The organism is Flavobacterium sp. KH_035 (genome assembly GCF_057839565.1).
The window spans coordinates 4,117,292-4,137,644 of the sequence record NZ_CM174492.1; the positions used below are offsets into that span (position 1 = coordinate 4,117,292).

Here is a 20,353-nt window from a genome sequence, read left to right on the forward strand (position 1 = left end):
TATGAAAGTAAAATTTATAGGAGGTGCAGGAACTGTCACAGGTTCAAAAACGCTCATAGAAACTAAAAATAACAGACTATTGATTGATTGTGGTCTTTTTCAGGGGATAAAATCACTTCGGGAACTTAACTGGGATCCTTTACCTGTTTTACCCTCCAGTATCGATTTTGTTCTGCTTACTCATGGTCATCTGGATCATTGTGGCTGGCTTCCCCGGCTGGTAGCTCAGGGTTTTAAAGGCAAAATATACTGTACCGGTCCGACCAAATCGATAGCCAAACTGGTTCTTTTGGACAGTGCTAAAATTCAGGAGGAAGAAGCTGAAAGAGCCAACAAGGAACAATATTCGAAACATACACAGGCTGAGCCGCTTTATACCGTAGAACAGGCTGAGGCTGTGATGTCATTTTTTAAAGTCATCCCTCCTGACACAGCCGTAACGATTGCAGAGGATACCACCGCTGTTTTTGAAAATGCAGGACATATCATAGGAGCCTGCAGTATTACGCTAACTGTCGAGGGCAAAACTTTAGTATTTTCGGGCGATATAGGCCGCGATGATGACGTGTTGATGTTTCCGCCAACCAAACCCCTAAAGGCTGATTATATCTTTCTGGAAAGTACCTATGGAAACAAACTGCATCCAAATTTAGATGTAAAAAAAGAACTGGAAACACTGATTAATGCTGCTATAGCACAGAATGAAACCGTAATCATTCCCGGATTTGCTGTAGAGAGGGCCCAATCGGTCATGTTTTTGTTGTGGCAACTCAAACGAGAAGGCAGAATTCCTGACGTTCCGTATATACTCGATACTCCAATGGGCGCCAATGCCCTACATGTTTTTTTAGAGAATTTAAAGTGGCACAAGCTATCTGTTGAGGACTGTCATGAGATGGCAAAAATGTTTAGAATTGTTTCTGAATACGAAGAAACACAGCGTATTATTGCAAACCCTCAGCCTAAAGTAGTTCTTGCTGCAAGCGGTATGGCAACTGGTGGGCGGGTATTGTCGTATTTTGAACATTATATCAGTCTTGAAAAAACAACTGTTATTTTTGTGGGTTATCAGGCAGAAGGCACTCGCGGAAGAAAACTTCTTGAAGGCGATAAAGAAATTAAAATTTATGGGAATTACTATACCGTAAGAGCCAAAATCTTTCAGATAGAAGGCCTCTCTGCGCATGGAGACCAAAATGATCTTTTAAACTGGCTGTCTGCTCTTAAAAACACGCCTAAGTGTGTCTTTTTAGTACATGGCGAAAATTTGCCGGCTGATGAACTGCGAATTAAAATTCAGCATCGTTACCAGTTTAAATGTACTGTCCCGTTAATGGGGAATGAAATCGAAATTTAGGCCTTGTTTTAATTTTTAACCTTCAAAAGCAAACAGCCCCGCACCATTGTTTTAGTGCAGGGCTGTTTCTTAAAAAAAACATTTTTTATAAATCAGTTATTTCTAGAACATGATTTAATTGACATCAAACCAAAGTTTTGTAGTTAACAGGTCTTTTCCCTGAGTAGATACTGCTGCCTGATAGCTGGTTCCATTCAGTGATTGTTCTGTTCCCGGATAAAAGAAACGCGAAGGAATCTGTCCGTTCAAAACTGTAGCCGGACCCGCTTTTAATACCGGATAGTCAAGTCTTCTCCATTCCACAAAAGCGTCAAGACCTTGTCCGTAGAATGCAATCCATTTTTGTGTACCTATCGATTTAGCATAATTGGCTGCATCATATTTTACAGTAGCCTGATTAAGATACTTACTGATTGTTGTTGCATCTGTGATTCCAAATTGATTGAACGAGGCAGTAATTGCATTTTTGTACAACTGTTCTGCATCTCCGGCGATATAACCACGGGCTGCCGCTTCAGAAAGATTGAACAATACTTCAGAATAGGAAACAATTACAGCAGGAGATGACGACGTCAGAAAGTAAGTTCCCGGTTTTGAGGTTTTAGCAAAACCCTGACTATTAGCATCGCTGTTTGATAATCCGTTTGCTCCCCCAACATATTTACCAACAGTTTGATCTGTAGGCAGCTGAGCATAAACTGCTAAACGTGGATCTGATAATTCATTTAACTTATCAACCAATGTCTTTGAAATACGAAAATCATCACGGGTTTCAAACCAGGCCGAAGCGGGATTTTGCTGAGGGGAACTCGTATAAGTAAACTTGAAAGTTTCGCTATTGTTGCTAATTACTCCTGCAGCATCAGTTGTTGCTTCAATTGCAGCCTGTTTGGCTAATGTAGGTTCTTTATCGGAAATTCTCAATGCGATACGCAAACGAAGTGAATTTACAAGCTTCTTCCATTTTGTGATATCGCCTTTATACGCCAAGTCTCCCGTTACGCTTCCACTTGCCGGATTTAATAAAGACTGTGCCTGTTTTAAATCTTCCAGTAATCCTGTGTAGACTTCTTTTTGTGTATTGTATGCCGGTGTTACTTTTAAACCTGCTTCTTTGTACGGAATGCTTCCGTAGGCATCTGTTAGTAATAAAAATGTCCACGAGCGCAATGTTAGTGCAATTCCTTTATAATTTGGGTTTGCCTGCTGATCCGGAAATTTCAGAATCGTGTTCAAATCTGTGATTAAGGTGGCATAACCTGTATTCCACAAAGAAGTGAAAGAAGTGTTCGATACATCGTACCTGTCCGGCTCTGTATACTGAATCTTAGCCCAGTGCTGTACAAATAACAAAGAGGCATTAAAGTTATTATCAGAACCCCAGTACAAATCGGCTCCCTGTTTTAGTGTTCCGGTTAATAAATAAGGTGCTAATGGTGTTTCAGTTGCATTTGGATTCTTATTAATATCATCCAGAGTGTCACCACAAGAGGTAAGCGACACTGCAAATAGAGTTATATAGGCTAATTTTTTTAGCATGATTTTGTGTTTTTAAAATTTAAGGTTAACATTAAGACTGAAATTTCTGGTCGTTGGCAAAGCTAAGCTCTCCAATCCCTGAGCATTTCCTGTAGTGAAAGCCGTTTCAGGATCAATATTTGGTGCATCTTTATAGATAAATAGCAGGTTACGACCTACGGCAGTAATACTTGCTCCTTCTAATCCTAGTTTCTTAGCAAATTTCTTATTGAAGTTATAAGCCAGTTTTATTTCTCTTAGTTTTACAAAAGTCGAACTGTAAATGTAGGCTTCGTTAATGTTGTAAGATGCTTTGTGAAACTCCTGTGCACTAATCACCTGAGAATTTGGGGTTCCGTCAGCATACACTCCATTAAAAATAACACCATCATCATATACCGTTGCTCCATTTGGAGCTACGCCACCCGTTAACAATGTTTTCGGATTAGCCGAGTTGTTGTTTGGATAATAGTAATTTAAACCTCCATTTGCGGCATCACGGCCTGGTAATGTTTCAGCCAGTACACCGGTATAGGTCCCTGTTCTGTTGGTTCCCGAATAAATGTCCCCCCCTACACTGGCATCAATAAGGAATGAAAATTCAAGATTCTTATAAGTCAGCGTATTTGTGACACCCGCTAAATAATCTGGAGTATAATGTCCAAGTACTTTCTTTTGCGGATCGGCTTTAGGCAACCCATTAGCCCCTACTACTATGTTTCCATTTGCATCACGTTGATATGCTGTACCGTAAAGAGCACCGTAAGCCTGCCCTACTGAAGCCAATACATCCACACCTCCCGAAGAACCAATTGTATAGTTTTGAATCTGTTTGTCGTAGTCCAAAATCTTTACTTCGCTAATATTCTTAGAGTAATTCACCCCTACATTCCATTTGAAGTCCTCAGTTTGAACAGGAGTTCCATCCAACTGAACTTCGATACCGCGGTTGTTAACTTTACCTGCGTTGATCAATTGCGAATTGTAACCGCTCGAAGCTGTGGTTTTTATTTCCAAGATCTGATCAAAACTATTCGTGTTGTAATACGCTACATCCAAATGCAATCTGTTTTTCCAGAAAGAAGATTCTATACCTAATTCCGTAGAACGTGTTGTTTCCGGTTTCAGGTTCTCATTAAGTTTTTTCTTAGCTGAGGTTTGAATCGGGTTTCCGTCAAATGCGGTTTGAAAATCGTAAACTGTAGACAGTTGATAAGGGTCTGCATCGTTACCAACTTCAGACCAGCCTCCACGAAGCTTTAAGAAATCAAGTGTATTACTTTTCAGATTGAAGGCATCAGAAACTACAAAACTACCATTAAATGAAGGATAGAAATAAGAACGGTTGCTGCTTGGTAATGTAGACGACCAGTCGTTACGGGCTGTTACGTTCAGGTAAGCATAATTTCTATATCCAAATTGTGCCGAAGCATAAGCGCTGTATACTTTTAATTTTGAAAGCGAGTTCGATGACGTCAAAGGGTCTCTCGAATTGGTCAGCGTGTACAAATCAGGTACAGCCAGACGTGGTGCTTTCTGATAGTTGTTGGCATCACTATGGTTACGAATATTGAATCCCGCAAGAGCATCGACACTAAAATCATCATCTAGTTTTTTAGTATAGGTAAAAATCCCTTCTGTATTTCTTTCGTTTACAGTATAAGCATCTTCTGCATACGATCCAAAAGGCGTTCCGTTTGTACCGTACTTAATCGTGTACTTTCTGCGATCGTTGTAATAATCCACTCCGGTACGGAATTTAAAATTAAGTCCATCGATAATCTTTGCGTCCAAATGAATGTCTCCGATGATACGGTTACGTTGTTGGCTGGTAGTGTTGTAATAGGCATTCCAGTACGGATTGCTGTAATAACTGTTGTTCCAGTTCACATCTCTGTTATTCTGAAGTTCATTGATATCTACCTGACGTCCGAACCAAAGAAACTGAAGCATTACACCGGCAGCACGGTTACCCTGTGGTCCACCCGGTAAGGCCGGAGCATCGGTAACAATATAGTTGGCCGTTACCCCTACTTTTATATTTTTAGAGATTTGGTAGTTTGTATTCACCGTAAAGTTTGTTTTGTTTACTTCACTGTTGGGTACCGTTCCCAATTGTTTTTGATTGTTTATACCTAAACGGAAATCTGATTTTTCATCCGATTTCGCGATAGAAACGCTATTGTCATAAGTGACACCGGTATTAAAAAAGTCCTTTACATTATTCGGATGTGCTACGAAAGGTACAGCAACACCATTTGAATAAAATTGTGGGATAAGCCTTCCGTCCAGTTTAGGTCCCCAGCTTTCGTCAACTCCGTCATTGATACCGCCCCCTTTACCATCTACAAAGCTGAACTTTCCATTTGACCCTTGTCCAAATGAATTTTGGAATTTAGGTAAAGTAGCCACCTGAGAGATGGTGATTCCTGAGTTTACACTGATCCCTAATCCTTTTTGGCTTTTCCCGGATTTTGTTGTGATCAAAACTACCCCATGTGCAGCACGAGATCCGTAAAGAGCCGCCGCATTTGGTCCTTTCAGTACGCTTAATGACTCAATATCCTGCGGATTTAAGTCGGCAATCGCATTTTTAAAATCGCGGGTGGTTCCTCCAGTGCTACCCAACTGCGAGTTGTCTACCGGAACTCCGTCAACCACAAATAATGGCTGATTGTTTCCGGATATCGAAGTTTCACCACGAATAACAATACGTGAAGACCCCATATCTCCCTGTGAATTGGTAATACGAACACCCGCCAGTTTACCGCTAAGGCTGTTTAAAAAGTTGGTTTCTTTTGTGTCGGACAACTCCTTACCTTTAAGTGCCTGTGTAGTATATCCTAACGATTTTTTCTCTTTCGTAATACCTAATGCGGTAACCACTACTTCCGACAGTGCGTTTTGTTCCTGTGTAAGGCCAACGGTAACCGAATTTTCACTGGCTACAATTTCCGTTTTTTTATACCCCAAATAACTTACGATTAAGGTATAAGGAAGTTTTTGCCCGGTTTGGAAATGAAATCTTCCATCAAAATCAGTTACCACCCCGTGTGTAGTCCCTTTAATGTTCACCGAAGCACCAATAATAGGTTCCTTTGTCGCAGCATCGATTACTGTTCCTTCAAGTTTAGACTGGATAAGCGGTTTCGTTTCCTGTGCTTTAATTCCAGTGGAAATCAACAAAATACATAATGCTATATATCTATTTAATTTTTTTTTCATTACTTTGTTTTAGTTTAATAAATAAGGTGACCGGTGCCGGATATACTCCGCCCGTCCTTATAGAGATGTACAATTTCTTTAAGCTTCGCCATTTCTGTTCCCGCAGAAATGGTTTTTTATTAGCTACACATTCGCTTTTTCATTTTTCATTTTATTTTGGGTTATTATTATTTGAATTGGATCACTTCTCCCGATACCCTATCGAAAATGGCCTTTCTATTGGGCTCCTGTTCGTTCAAAAGTGAACAAATTAGGCGGTTCTTATATTCTACTAACTTGATAGAACAAAAGTATATTAAAAATACGAATGCCAAAATTTTAACTCTTTTTTTTATATAAAAAATGTTAAAAAAAATAGCCAATAAAGGATAAACTACTAAAAACAAAACAGTTAACGATAAATTGATTTTCCTTTACTGTGTAAGATTTTTTCTAAAATGAGAGAATGCAATGTATGTTAATTTGCTTTTCTTTAAAAAATAGTATCCAATACAGTATTTTGCAGTTTAAATAAAGTTATTATTGATATAAGATAACTTAAAAATCTATTATACAGATAATTAAGATTATTAAAAGACAAAATACAGCATCCTTCCCCTACCTCTGAATCAAAGAATTGAAGTGCCAAAAAAAAATCGCTTTAGAGAGTTTCTTCACTTCATAAAAAAAAAGCCGTCTGGATCTGACGGCTTTTTTTGGGGTAAAATTCTATTGATATACTTATTGGTTATAAAGATTTCCTGAAATTAAAAACCTTTCTTCTGACCTTGATCCAATCCTTAGGCAGCAATTACTAAGTTTTGTATCAATTCAAATCTGATCTTGTTCACTAATGTCTCATTAAATTTTGCATCTTTCAGAACTTCCTCCGGTGATGCAGCATGTACAAAAACTGCTGTGATCAATAATCTGTTAAGTTCTTCATGAGACATCTGATCGCTTATTTTTCCAATTTCTACCTCAAAAGAGTGTCGTTTTTCTGCGTCAGTCCCTGCTTTCGCATAACCTTCCAATAACCATTTAAAAGCTAAAGATTTAATTTTATTACTGTTGGAATTTAACCAAACCTCTTTTTCAACATCATCGTCCAGCTCACCACGGTAAGGATATTTGTCATCAATAATTCGTTTGGCCTTTATAAGCACCAAAGACGTATCTCCACCTGCATTCGCCATATCCAAAAACAGCTGTTTTTCCTGAATCAACCTCTCATTAAACGCCCCTATGTACAGTTTAAAAATATAACTTACCTGATCTCCATTGTTTACAGGCAGATCATTTTGTTTTAGACTGTTTGCAAGGTCCTGAAATTCGACCCAACTTTCATCAAAAAATCCTTTTGAATAGCTCAATTGTTTGTACAATTCTCCAAGACTTTTAGTCGTATCGTTTAATTTATTTTCGGTACTTTCATACCAATCCATTAAATCGTTGGCCTCAGCAAGAGTATTAATAATGTAATCAATCGAACCAATAATCAATAATATAGCGGCCAGTCCGGCAACAATCCAGCCCAATGGCCCAAGTGCAGTCGCTAGCAGGCCAACAGTCGCTACACCGGCAAAAAAACTGGTTCCTAAAGTAATCCAGCCAAAAAGATAAAATTCTTTTTCAGTAAGTGTCTGCAGGTTAAAAGACGAGTCAATTTTTAAATCGGGAAGTCTTGAACTTACCAGATCTATAAAATTACTGTATTCTGTTATCACAGGCAGAATGTTATCCAATACTTCCAAATAATTTTTAGCAATGGCACGAGTCAAACCAAGCATTCTTAGACACTCATCGAGTGAAGTTCGAACATTGTCGTATCGCTTTGGATTATCAGGTCGCCAGAATGAACCGGCATCCCTCCTCATCTTTCTAAAATCAGTATCAAAACTAGCCAAACTATCATTAAGAACCGATAGTTTTGTTATGACTTCTTGCGCTGAATCTCTCCCTTCTTTTATCGCATTTAACGAATAAGATTTATAAAAATTATTACTCATCTCAACAAACACGTCGCTATAATAATCATTAGTGGTCTGATCTTTCTTCGTAACAAGCGGAATCCTAACCTCGTTTCCTTCAAAGAAAAGGCTTAGAATTTTGGAAACATTATCTTTAACTTCCTGCTCTGTAAAATAAGCTTTTTGATCTGGAACCGCTGCAGAACGAATCTTGATGTTTTCCGGATTTTTTAAAATTTGAGTCCACTGGTCTACCGTATATTGGGCCTGAGGACTTTGCTGTTCCGCTACTGTGGTAACATCAAATACAAGTAGTTTTTCCAATGTATCATCTGTGTATTTCACCATTCTTGAAATGGCTGTAGCATTTGTTTTTGCACCTTTTGCCATGAAGTTCTGTAATACTTCCTGCTTTACGATTTCTTTAACTTCCATAATTTAAATTTGCATTTACCCTACTCGTAGGCTTTTCGGGTTTCGCCCTTATTCTATCTCAATGAAGCAGCTTTATACGGTACTATTTTCTAAGATTGTCTTTTACTTTTAGTTTGAAAATCTCAGCCAGACTGTCTGTTTAGTTGCTTTTGTAGTAAAGCTACTGCTTGATTTTAATAGAGATAAAAAAGATGCAACGAACGCGGGATTTAATGTCATGTGTCAACTATTTTCTGTTGCAAAGCCTTATAATTACAAGGAAATGTCAGAATAGTAAAGTTTAAAACTTCAGCCGTTGCATATAATTAACAAAAAATGCTTCAACACATAGAAACATAGATTTTAGATACGAAAAGAGAACAAAAGAGAAATATATTTCTTTCACAGAGAAGGTAATGTGTATGCAAATGAAATAAATGTTTCATTCCTCCGGAACTTTTTTTGAACACGCTTTATTTTCAACGGATTAAAATCCGTTGTTACAAAATTTGTCGTTCCTTCGGAACTTAATTATATGATTCTTAAAGACCAAATAGTTTTTTTAAACATAAAGACTAACCTTATGAAAGAGCCATCGGCTCGAATAATGTTGTAGCGACGGATTTTAATTCGTCGTAAAAAATAGGCATAACCATAAAAGAGCCGTAGACTCGATCCATATTATTTTCAAGATGAATTTACCCCGTTGAGTATAATTGATTTAACACATAGAAACATAGGTATTAGGCGTAAAAAAATACCATCTCTTAATAATATAAAAGTAAAAGAGACGACCTGCATAGTCGTCTCTTTTACTTTTTATAGCTTATTTCTACCGTTTTAACAGGCCTAATAAGCCTCTGAAAGTGCATATTCTTTTTGATACAATTTGTGATACAGTTTGTATGAAATCACTAATATACCAAGGAAAATCAAAGGCAGTATCGCCTGAAACCCGAATCCGTCAACAGCAAAATGGCTGATGCTGGCAAATATAAATACAAAGCCGAAACCGGTGTACGCCCATTCTTTCGCAAATTTTGGCGCTTGCGGAATAATTACGGTTAGTGCTCCAATCACTTTAAAAACTACCAATGCATTACCAAAATAAGCCGGATACTGCATGTGACTGATTCCTTGTTTGGCAAGCTCAGTTTGTGAAGTTAGGGCCGGGATAATGCCCTCCATAATAAAAATGATAATTGTTGTAGTCCAGAATAGTATTTTATCTTTTTTCATAAGTGTAAAGGTTAGTGGTTAAAAATAGTTTGCTATTAGCTCCTGATTCATAGCGTTTTTTAAAGGAGCTTATCCAATTGGGTATAATTATCAAAAACTAATTACACCCAACGGTTAAGGGGTTGTTTTCTTCTGACGAATAACAGAGCATCCACTGATGCCCAAATTTATCCGTAAGGTGTCCGAACAGGGCTCCAAAGAAAGTCCTTTCTAACGGATGGGTAGCGTGACCGTCTTTCGATAAGTCAGCATAAGCCTTTCGTGTTTCTTCTTCACTGTCAAAAGTGAGCATCATCGAAAAGGCATTCCCTTTTGTCAGGTTTTCCGGGGCCATATCCGATCCCATAATCACAAGAGTATCGCTTTTAAGCGTGGCGTGCAAAATACATCTTTTCATTTTCTCCGGCAGGCGCTTCCCTACTGGTGAATCGGCTATCGTTTGTAGCTCGAGTTCACCACCAAGGCATGCTTTGTAAAATAACATTGCATCCTTGCAGTTACCGTTAAATGTTAAATAAGAATTAAGCTGTGCCATTTTGATACTGTTATTGTTGTGGGATTTTGGCCAGGTCCATATATAAAACCTCCCAAAGATGTCCGTCTAAATCTTCAAAGCTACGCTGTTGCATAAAACCGTAGTCTTTCGCTTCAGCAGTTTCTTTTCCGCCCGCTTTTAATGCATTATTATGCATGGTATCCACCTCATCGATACTGTCTACTGACAATGAATTAATTACCGCCGCTTTTTGAAAAGCATTACCAATTTCTTTGTTGGTAAACTCATTGAACTTACTGTGTGTTAATAACATCACATAAATTTCTTCAGTTAAAACCATACAGGCTGCTGTTGCATCTGTAAATTGAGGATTGTTTGTAAATCCAATTGCTGTGTAAAAAGACATTGCTTTTTGTAAATCTGCTACAGGCAGATTGATGAAAATTTTTGTTGCCATTTGTTCTATGTTTTTAGTTGTTAATTGATAGTACAAAGATGGAGCAGAAATAACAGACTGCGGATATGCAAAAACGACAACAAAAAGGGCATTTACGACAAACTATCTTTATCTTTGAAATTGCAAAATAGCAATCAATTTGATTTTTAGGGACTTTGTACAACAAATAAACCCTTACAGCCAGTTCTAAAAATAAAGAAGATGATAAAAAAAGTAAGTATTCTTGTTCCTGAAAGCTCCGTTCTGCAGGCTATAGCAGATCCTCAATATTTATTTTCAGCTGTAAACCAGTTTATGACTGCATCGGGAAAACCGCTATTGTTTGATGTACAGCTCGTTGGTTTAGAAAAAGAAGTCAAACTCAATAACGGATTGTACTCGGTTAATACGTCTCAACTCACAAAAGAAGTTACAACCACAGATTTAATTGTTATTCCTGCCTTATTTGGAGATATGAAAAGTGCGATTGCTCAAAATCAAGAGCTTTTGCCCTGGATAAACGAACACTATCACAAAGGAGCTGAAGTAGCTTCGCTCTGTGTTGGGGCCTTTTTACTGGCTTCTACCGGTTTATTGGATGGTAAAAAATGTTCTACACATTGGGGTTTTCAAAATGAGTTTCGCGAAATGTTTCCCGAAGTAGAAGTCATCGATGGAAGCATTATCACAGAAGAACACCGGATATATTCCAGTGGCGGTGCACATTCTTATTGGAATCTTCTACTCCACTTAGTAGAAAAGTATACAGACAGGCAAACCGCTATTTTAGCTTCTAAATATTTTGCTATCGATATTGACAGGGACAGTCAGGCTGCTTTTGCGATGTTTCAAGGCCAAAAAAATCATAACGATGAGGCTATCAAACAGGTACAGGAATTTATCGAAGATAATATTCAGGAGAAAATCACAATTGATGAATTAGCTGATCTGGTGCTATTGGGAAGAAGGAGTTTTGAACGACGCTTTAAAGCCGCCACTAACAATTCTGTTTTAGAATACATCAATCGGGTGAAAATTGAGTTTGCCAAAAAAAGCTTCGAAAACAGCCGCAAAAATATCAATGAGGTAATGTACGATGTAGGTTATACCGATACAAAAGCATTTCGTACCATTTTTAAAAAAGTAACAGGTCTAAATCCGATCGAATATCGCAATAAATACAACAAAATGGCTGTTAACTAGTCTTTGTTTTCTAAACAGATTTAGTAAATTAGAAAGAATTCATTCTACATTATACAATGCAACAGAAATCTTAAATTGACCATTAAAAAAACGAAAAAAGTATTGATCTTCAGTTAAAAAAATCACTATTTTTAACGAACCATGATTCTTATACTATGACCGATAAATCACAACTACGAAGTTCAATTTTCAGACATCTTGATGGCTTAGCTGTTGCTCCCGTAGCGATAGCACTAAAAAACAATGCCGTTTTAGAGTATATACTAAACAAGAAACAAATACAATTATCAGAGCTGGTAACTGTTTTTACAGCAAATGAAGGTTATTTGAATGTTGGTTTAAGAATTCTGGCTTCTCAGGGCTTTTTAGATTATGAAGTTGATAACCGTACACAAGAAATTACGATCTCTGTCAATGAAAGAACTGAAAAGGCTTTTTCGTTGTTTCATCTTTATCAGGATGTTGTTGATCTGCTTCAGTTTTCGGTGCAGTTTCATCCGCGTCTTTTTGAAGATGTACCCTTCGAAAAACTCAATATTATTTTTGAAAAATATAAGAAAAGGTATGGTATTGAACCTTCTGATGATCCTTTAAAAAATAGTCTTCAGGAACAGATTTTAAAACATATCGAAGGCCATTTGATAGGTCCGACAATTGTTCGTCTGGCAATGAAAGGGATGTTTCACAAATATTTCATGGAAACTTCATTCCAGCCCGAAGAGTTTCATAAATCTCCTGAAAATTTTAAAAAAATACTGGACTTTTTTGTGCATCTTGGATGGTTTTTGGAAAAAAATGGCAACTACCAATTTACAGAAACGGGTCTTTTTTATGCCAAAAGAGCCAGTGCTTATGGCGTAACGGTTTCGTATTTGCCAACATTTGCTAAAATTGAGGAATTAATCTTTGGTGATCCAGCGGTACTAAGAATGATAACCGATGGCGAAAACGAAATTCATGTTGATCGTGAAATGAACGTTTGGGGAAGTGGTGGTGCTCACGATACTTATTTTAAAGTTGTAGATGAGATTATAGTTACTCTTTTCAACCTGCCAATCGAACAACAACCTAAAGGAATTCTTGATATGGGTTGTGGTAATGGCGCTTTTCTTCAGCATATTTTTGAAGTAATCGACAGACAAACTCTACGTGGGAAAATGCTCGATGAATATCCATTATTTTTGGTGGGAGCCGATTATAATCAGGCAGCACTGAAAGTAACCAGAGCCAATCTTATCAAGGCCGACATTTGGGCAAAGGTAATTTGGGGTGATATCGGACGTCCGCAACTACTTTCGGAAGATCTTAAAGAAAACTACAATATTGACCTGAAGGATTTGCTTAACGTAAGAACTTTTTTAGATCACAATCGAATCTGGAAAGATCCGGAACACATCGACAAAGACAGAATTAGTGCGTCTAACGGTGCATTTGCCTACAGAGGGAAAAGAATCAGTAACAATCTGGTCGAAGATAATCTTCTGGAGCATTTGCAAAAGTGGTCTCCTTATGTGCGCAAATTTGGTTTACTCCTGATTGAACTACATACCATAGATCCAAAACTTGCTGCCGACAATATCGGAAAAACTCCTGCTACAGCTTATGATGCTACTCATGGTTTTTCGGACCAGTATATTGTTGAAATAGATGTTTTTAATAAAGTTGCCGCAGAAGCGGGGTTATTCCCTGATAAATCTATTTTCAAACGATTTCCGGATGCTGATATCGCGACCGTAAGTATCAATTTATTAAAAGGAAGTTAGAGCGGTAGTCTCATTAAACAGGTGCTGTTATTTTAAAATCATTTGATTCAAAAACCTTCAAAGTCTAGTGTCTTTGAAGGTTTTTGATTTTTAAGACATTTAGAACTTCACGCTTCTAATTTAAAACTTCTGCTTCCTATAGAGTATGATATCAAAATTATGCAGACAGTTTTTCCATTATACTTCTCATTCAAACAAAATTTTTCTATTAAAGATTCTACAGACCGCTATTGGTCGTTCAATAGAAAGTATTTCATTATCAAATCCTATATCTCTATAAAACAGGTATTTATACGTAATTTAAATCTACTTAGTTATTGTAATTTTATTCTTATTAATCAAATCAAAAGTTTGATTAAAACACTGTATACAGGCCTTTTGTGATTTACTCCACACCCGCATCTTAACATCCTTTCTCCACGCCCAGATTTTATACAGCCTTCAAAGCAACTCCCTTTTTAGATTATTTCAAGCTGACCTATCATTATTGACTACTCGTCATTATATCAACAATTACAATTTTTATTAACCCCTTAAACCACAAACAATGAACTTAAAAGAAAAACTTAACGAGATTGGCCAAAAGCCGGACATGATTTTAATTATTACCGACGAGCAGCGTGCTACGCAACATTTCCCGCCGGGATGGGAACAAGAAAATCTTCCTACATTGACTTTTCTGAAACAAAATGGTTTTAGTTTTGACCGTGCATTCTGCAATACGTGCATGTGCTCCCCTAGCCGTTCTACCCTGTTTACAGGTCTGTATCCAGCGAAACATGGAGTAAGCCAGACTCTGACCGAAGGTGGTCTGTTGTCACCTCAGGAACCTACGCTTAGCAATGCATTACCAAATATTATGAATACACTTTGGGCGGATGGATATGATGTGCAATACCGGGGAAAATGGCACATGAGTAAAGGCGTAGCTCCTAATGGAACTAAAACAAACTACGAAGATTTAACGGCCGCCGATATTTCACTCTTTGGGGCTATGGGCTGGATTGCTCCCGACGCCGGTGAAGATGTCAATCCGCTTAATTTTGGAGGCGGATATGCCAATCATGATGCAAGGTATACCGCTGAAGCTATTCAATATCTAAAGGAAGTAAGAGCACAAAGAGCCACAGGAAACCATAAACCCTATTGTCTTATTCTGTCTCTCGTAAATCCGCACGACGTATTGGCTTATCCCAGAACAGCAGGTACATCAGGATACCATCCGGACAGTTGGCTGGGTAGAGAGATCGGTCTTCCCGCTACCGTAAGTGAAAATCTACTCGAGAATAAAAAACCAATGGCACAGGAACAAATCCTGATCAATATGGCTTTAAGTCTCGGAGCAGTCAATAGCACCGAAGACAAACTGAATTATATCAATTTTTACGGTTACTTATTAAGTCTCGCTGATAAACAATATGGCTATCTGATTGACGAACTGTATAAGGAAGATGAAAATGGACATAAACTGGCCGATTCTGCAATCGTTACCATGACATCTGATCATGGCGAAATGGGGCTCGCTCATGGCGGATTACGCCAGAAAACTTTTGTTGCCTATGAAGAAGCTTTAAGAGTACCTCTTGTTATATCAAATCCGATTCTGTTTAAGGATCATCCTGTCAAACACTCTATTAACTTAGTAACATTAGCGGATGTTTTTCCTACTTTTATTGAGATGGCTAATGTTTCCAATCCGCCAACGGGGCTTGCAGGTACGAGTCTGTTGCCTATAATGGAGGACAATACACCGGTTCAGCATAGTCTTTTGTTTACTTACGATGATATTAAGGCGGGGTCAAATAGTACGTGGACTATCGTAAGAGCGGCTAATCGCATTCGCTGTATCAGAACCGAAAAATGGAAATTTGACTACTATTTTGATGCCGCTACAGCCTATTTTAAACAATATGAGCTCTATGATTTAGTTAATGACCCGCTGGAAATTACAAATCTTGCCTACGATCCGGCGTACAGTGAAATCAGACACGAACTAGAAGAGCAATTGCACCAACTGGAGGTAGAAAAACTTTGGGTAAACGCTCCAAAAGATGTGTATAGTACCACAACATTTAACTAAAAACAGCTACAGAACACAGTGCTAAAAAGTATAAAGCAATAATCTAAAAAGAAAAATTATGTCAGAAAATATAAATCTGGAAGTCAATACTGCAAAGTATACGGATTTCAATTATCCTAATGGTGGAGAAACCAGTATACAAGGTATAAGAGGCGTAACGGGATCTGAAAATGTATACATTTCAGGCAGTTTAATAGGTCTTAATGATATTGTTCAGGGCTTAATCTATGAAGGCCCAATTAATGGTAGTGGCAATAAAGGTAAATGGAACATTATAAATTTTCCAAGTACACCAACAGCAACGGTTATCAATACCTCTTGTTACGGCCCTAATAACGGACATGATGGTAAAGTGCAATTAGTTGGTTCCTATAAAATCTCTGCCTCTACCGGTAAAGCTCCGAGCGGAAACCTTGGTTTTTATTACGAAGGACCAGTGGACGGTTCAGGAACCTGGGTTCAGGTGTCACCAAATGGCGGTAATACCAATAATGTATTTGTTCATAGTATAATGGGCGGAATCGCAGTTGGGAATTATGATGTAGAGAATGACAAAAATGGATATTCGTTTCTATATGATGTTGTCACTAAAGAATATATTAATTTTAAAGTTCCCGATTCCTTAACGACTACTTTGTACGGTATCTGGCACAATGGCGGTGATCATTACACTATGGCAGGCGGTTATTCGAGTGCTAAACCGGGAGAAGTAAGCCAGGCTTTTCTGGTTGATTATAATTCCAAAACAAAGGAAACAAGTAATTTAAAATCGTTTAGTTATAAGAATGAAACGGCTCTGTCTGTAGTTACACATTTTGAAGGCATTACTGCTGCCAAAGATAATGGCTATCATATGCCGTCTGACTGGATTAGTATTAACGGAAAAGAGATGGGAGCTTCCCTTGTTGCTGTAAATCGAAATTCAGATGGCTCATTTGGAGAAGCCAACTGGATAGATATTGATTTTCCGGATGCTAACAGTACAAGTGCCAATACAGCTTATCAAAATAGTATTTTAGGCGTTTATACGGTTAAAAATGATTCGGATATCCTAACGGTGTCTTCGTATCTTGCAAAAGTTCATCCGTGAAAATAGAGCAATAATCATCTAAGTTGGAAATTTTAACGCAAAGCACGCTAAGAATTTTAGCTGTATTACGCTTAGAAAGGCAAAGTTCGCAAAGCTATACTTAGACAAAGCTTTGCGGACTTTATGTTTTTTGTATAAAACCTACGCATAAAAAAAACTTAGTGCGCTTTGCGTTAAATGTCAAAGTACTTCACTCCATTTGAAGCTGAAAATTTTAACGCGAAGCACGCGAAGAATTTTAGCTGCATATACTTAGAAAAACAAAGTTCGCAAAGCTATATCTGGACAAAGCTTTGCGAACTTTATGCTTTTCACATAAAACCTTGTGCATAAAAAAACTTAGCGCACTTTGCGTTAAATGTCAAAGTACTTCACTCCATTTGAAGCTGAAAATTTTAACGCGAAGCACGCGAAGAATTTTAGCTGTATGCACTTAGAAAGGCAAAGTTAGCAAAGCTATACTTAGACAAAGCTTTGCGGACTTTATGTTTTTTATATAAAACCTACGCATAAAAAAAACTTAGCGTACTTTGCGTTTAAAAGCCAAAGTCTGCAAAGCTTTTCTTTTATAAAAAAAGAAATCGCCTCAAGATTTACATTGAGACGACTTCCTTCAATTTCATACACTCATTAAAGTAATAAGTGTTTCACTCGAAAAATATTAGTTTTTAATTATTTTTCTTGTAACTACTTTTCCTTTTTCAGAGATAAACTGAACGATATAAATTCCGGGAGCTTGTTTTGAAATGTTCACACTAAACTCTTTTTGTTTATTCGTTTTTTCTTCAAAAACAACACTATTGAAAACACTTGTTATTTTTAAAGTTCCCTGTTCCTCGTTGTTGATTCCTACTTTAAATATTCCGTTTGTTGGATTTGGATAAATGGTAACAATTCGAGATTCAGCAGCTTCAACAAGTGATGTTGCTCCAGCTTTAGTATTGGCTTTAGCTTTTACCAGTGCAAAACGCTCCCCTCCTTCAAGTTCTCCGCTTTTAGCATCTTCCTGAACAAGGTCTAAGGTAATTTGTTCTTCAACTGGGAAGTCTTTTGCAACTTTGAAATCAAATGTAATTCCGAAAGTTTCATCTATATCGATTGGTAAATTTGCTATGGATGCATCTCTGGAAGTAATAAGGATTTTATTTTTATCTAAAATCTGTACTCCTTTCAGACTTCCATTGGCTTGTGCTCTTTCAAATAGTTTTGGGTCCAATGTAGCTTCGATTGTACCGCCTAAATCAAAGAAATTATTCTTAAACTGTTCATTAAATCCTCTGTCTAAAAATCTTACATTGATGTTTTTAGATCTGATTCCTCTAATGAATACAGCAGTTGGAGGAACAAAATCGGTCGTATTCAGATTATATACACTTAAATTCTTCCAGGCAATATTGTTGTTATTTTTGGTATTTGCAGCAATACTAACATTGGTTTGCTCATTAAACATAGGATCTTCTGATGATTCTATTCTTGCAGCTAAACAAAAATGATGTATATCGTAAGTGAAATCAGCAGGGTTTGGCGGGTACCAAGGAATAACCACCGTAGCATTTCCACCTGCGGCAATTGCCGGGATAGCTACCTCTCCAATATAATCACCATGCAGTACAGGTCCAACATAAAAATTAACAAAGTTCGTAGGCCATGTTAATCCTGAAGAAGCTTTTGCAAAATACAGTTTCACTTTTCCGGAAGCACTGGCAACGGTTCCTTTATTCGTAACTTTAACGTAAACTCCGTTTGGAGAACTTAATTTAAACTCAGGGTTTTCATGTGCAGTTCCTCCGTCAATCGTTTGTCTTACCCAGATATCATCACTGATCCACATAGGTCCTGAATCCGGATTAGGCTGTAATCCAACATCAAACGGTCTGTCTTTGATGTAAAGATCCGGTACGGTAATTCCGGTCACAACTGTTGAGAAATTCTGACTTCCATTTACCAAACTTCCTTTATGAGTTACGGTTATGGTATACGTTCCGGCTGCTCCAACAATTCTGATACGTTCAAATGGATCTCTGGTATTATCACCCAATCCATTTGTTGTTGCTGTTAATAATCGATATGGAAAATTAGTACCGGCACCATTGGTTACACGAATGTCTAAATCATTTATCAATTTTGCTGTACCGATATTTGGTGTACTTCCTGAGTAAGCAACACCAGCAGGGTCTGTCCAGGAAATAGATGCAATTAACGGATTAACACCGTCTGAGGTTACGGACAATGTATAAGTACCTCCGTTAACCAGTGTACTTTCCTGAACGATAGACGCTGTTCCGTTTTTTGTAATGGTTTCCGCTGCAAATTTTGCATTCAATAAACCCCATCCAAAAATAGCATCAGGACCAACAGCTCCGGCATCGTCTGCTGTGTGCAAAGCCAATCCTTTTAGAGTGGCAGCACGCATAAAGTTTCCGGTCAGATTTTTATAATGCTGTTGCAATAAAAGTAAAGTTCCGGTTACGTTTGGAGCTGCCATAGAAGTTCCGCTGGCATTACCATAACTGCTATTGGTTAATGGTGTTACCGGATTTGTAAGTGTGGCTGTGGAATAAACGGAGGCTCCGTTTCCGGCAAGATCCGGTTTGATTCTCAAATCGTCTGTAGGTCCCTGACTGCTGGACCCGCTAATGGTAACGCTTGTTAAAGCTCCTGTTGAACTTATCACAGCGTCGTTAGCATTAGCAATCACCAGATTGTTTTTAGAGGTCGAAAATCCTGTAAGTTTGTCGTAAGCGGTAAAACCACCTAACGGACTTGTATTTGCAGTGTTATCACCACCATCATTTCCGGCTGATTTCACCTGCAGATAGTAAGGAGCATTAAACATCAGATTGTCCCAGTCTCTGGCGGTAGTTTGATAAGCACCAAACTGCCACGGAGCTATCAGAACCGCTCCAGCAGAGTTTCTTGTGGCCCATCCATAAGAATGATTGGAGATCAACATTCCGTTTGCCGCTGCTGTAGTGGCTTCAGTCAAATCGTTAGTCCATTCGTTAGTTCTGGCATTTCCCTGAAAGGCCATTCCTTTGGACGCCGCTACAGTACCTGCCGCAACAATAGTACCTGTTACGTGATTGGCGTGCTGGCTGTTGTTACTTCCGGCAACAATAGTAGTAACACCATCATTAATGGACACTCTTCCGCCAAACTCATTGTGAGTAGGAAGTGTAGCACCGCCATCCCAAACATAAGCCGTCATGTTTTGTCCGTTAAGGTTCAATCCTAAACCACCACCGGAATTCAAGTAATTTGCTCGTGTGGATTTTGCGGCATTTACATTTTCAGTAGCAAAATAAATAGGCGTTTTACCATCGGTACTTACATCTACTAATTCGCTTGTAGTTCCATTTTTATTACTAAAGGAAGTGCGCCAACCATTAGCTTTCGCAAGATTACTGATTCTTTGTTTCTTCTGGTCGGCCTCGGTTTGGTATCTCTGACTCAGAGACTGTAGTTCAGACAAGTTACTGCCTGACCGAATTTTGGTAATATCATTTTGGGTTTGTGCATAAGTAGCTCCACAGACGCAAAGCAGCATAATTTTGTATAAATTTTTCATATAATTTGATTTAAG

Annotated in this window: 12 protein-coding genes; 5 read left to right on the forward strand and 7 right to left on the reverse strand. The window is 38.0% G+C overall.

Going from position 1 to position 20,353, the window contains the following annotated elements:
• Position 1: 1 nt before the first annotated feature.
• Positions 2 to 1,357: an MBL fold metallo-hydrolase gene (locus AC3IS6_RS16990; protein WP_489161106.1), complete on the forward strand. Its 1,356-nt coding sequence runs from the start codon at positions 2 to 4 to the stop codon at positions 1,355 to 1,357.
• Positions 1,358 to 1,471: 114 nt separating this feature from the next.
• On the opposite strand, the gene AC3IS6_RS16995 is transcribed toward AC3IS6_RS16990, so the two are convergent.
• The 6 genes from AC3IS6_RS16995 to AC3IS6_RS17020 all read right to left on the reverse strand — a co-directional run bounded on the left by AC3IS6_RS16995 (position 1,472) and on the right by AC3IS6_RS17020 (position 10,655).
• Positions 1,472 to 2,896: a SusD/RagB family nutrient-binding outer membrane lipoprotein gene (locus AC3IS6_RS16995; protein WP_489161108.1), complete on the reverse strand. Its 1,425-nt coding sequence runs from the start codon at positions 2,894 to 2,896 to the stop codon at positions 1,472 to 1,474.
• Between the two features lie 12 nt (positions 2,897 to 2,908).
• Positions 2,909 to 6,100, reverse strand: a complete 3,192-nt coding sequence (locus AC3IS6_RS17000; RefSeq protein WP_489161110.1) for a SusC/RagA family TonB-linked outer membrane protein — start codon at positions 6,098 to 6,100, stop codon at positions 2,909 to 2,911.
• A 779-nt stretch (positions 6,101 to 6,879) separates the two neighbouring features.
• Positions 6,880 to 8,484 carry a hypothetical protein gene (locus tag AC3IS6_RS17005; RefSeq protein ID WP_489161112.1) on the reverse strand — a complete coding sequence of 535 codons (1,605 nt, stop codon included), beginning with the start codon at positions 8,482 to 8,484 and terminating at the stop codon, positions 6,880 to 6,882.
• An 828-nt stretch (positions 8,485 to 9,312) separates the two neighbouring features.
• Positions 9,313 to 9,702 (reverse strand): DoxX family protein, encoded by a 390-nt coding sequence (locus AC3IS6_RS17010; protein WP_489161114.1) that lies wholly within the window; start codon positions 9,700 to 9,702, stop codon positions 9,313 to 9,315.
• Between the two features lie 97 nt (positions 9,703 to 9,799).
• Entirely contained in the window at positions 9,800 to 10,237 is a 438-nt protein-coding gene (locus tag AC3IS6_RS17015; RefSeq protein ID WP_489161116.1) for a VOC family protein, read from the reverse strand.
• 10 nt (positions 10,238 to 10,247) lie between these two features.
• A complete protein-coding gene (locus AC3IS6_RS17020) occupies positions 10,248 to 10,655 on the reverse strand; it encodes a VOC family protein (RefSeq protein WP_489161118.1) in 408 nt (135 codons plus the stop codon).
• Positions 10,656 to 10,856: 201 nt separating this feature from the next.
• Between AC3IS6_RS17020 and AC3IS6_RS17025 the strand changes: the two genes are divergently transcribed.
• The 4 genes from AC3IS6_RS17025 to AC3IS6_RS17040 all read left to right on the forward strand — a co-directional run bounded on the left by AC3IS6_RS17025 (position 10,857) and on the right by AC3IS6_RS17040 (position 16,770).
• The gene (locus AC3IS6_RS17025; RefSeq protein ID WP_489161120.1) at positions 10,857 to 11,837 is read left to right on the forward strand and encodes a GlxA family transcriptional regulator; all 981 of its coding nucleotides are present in this window, start codon (positions 10,857 to 10,859) and stop codon (positions 11,835 to 11,837) included.
• Positions 11,838 to 11,992: 155 nt separating this feature from the next.
• Positions 11,993 to 13,600, forward strand: coding sequence for a class I SAM-dependent methyltransferase (locus AC3IS6_RS17030; protein ID WP_489161121.1), 1,608 nt, complete (start codon positions 11,993 to 11,995; stop codon positions 13,598 to 13,600).
• Positions 13,601 to 14,147: 547 nt separating this feature from the next.
• Positions 14,148 to 15,680, forward strand: a complete 1,533-nt coding sequence (locus tag AC3IS6_RS17035) for a sulfatase family protein (protein WP_489161123.1) — start codon at positions 14,148 to 14,150, stop codon at positions 15,678 to 15,680.
• A gap of 58 nt (positions 15,681 to 15,738) precedes the next feature.
• Positions 15,739 to 16,770, forward strand: a complete 1,032-nt coding sequence (locus AC3IS6_RS17040; protein WP_489161125.1) for a hypothetical protein — start codon at positions 15,739 to 15,741, stop codon at positions 16,768 to 16,770.
• Between the two features lie 661 nt (positions 16,771 to 17,431).
• Here the strand turns inward: AC3IS6_RS17040 and AC3IS6_RS17045 are convergent.
• The gene (locus AC3IS6_RS17045; RefSeq protein WP_489161127.1) at positions 17,432 to 20,338 is read right to left on the reverse strand and encodes a S8 family serine peptidase; all 2,907 of its coding nucleotides are present in this window, start codon (positions 20,336 to 20,338) and stop codon (positions 17,432 to 17,434) included.
• Between the last annotated feature and the right edge of the window lie 15 nt (positions 20,339 to 20,353).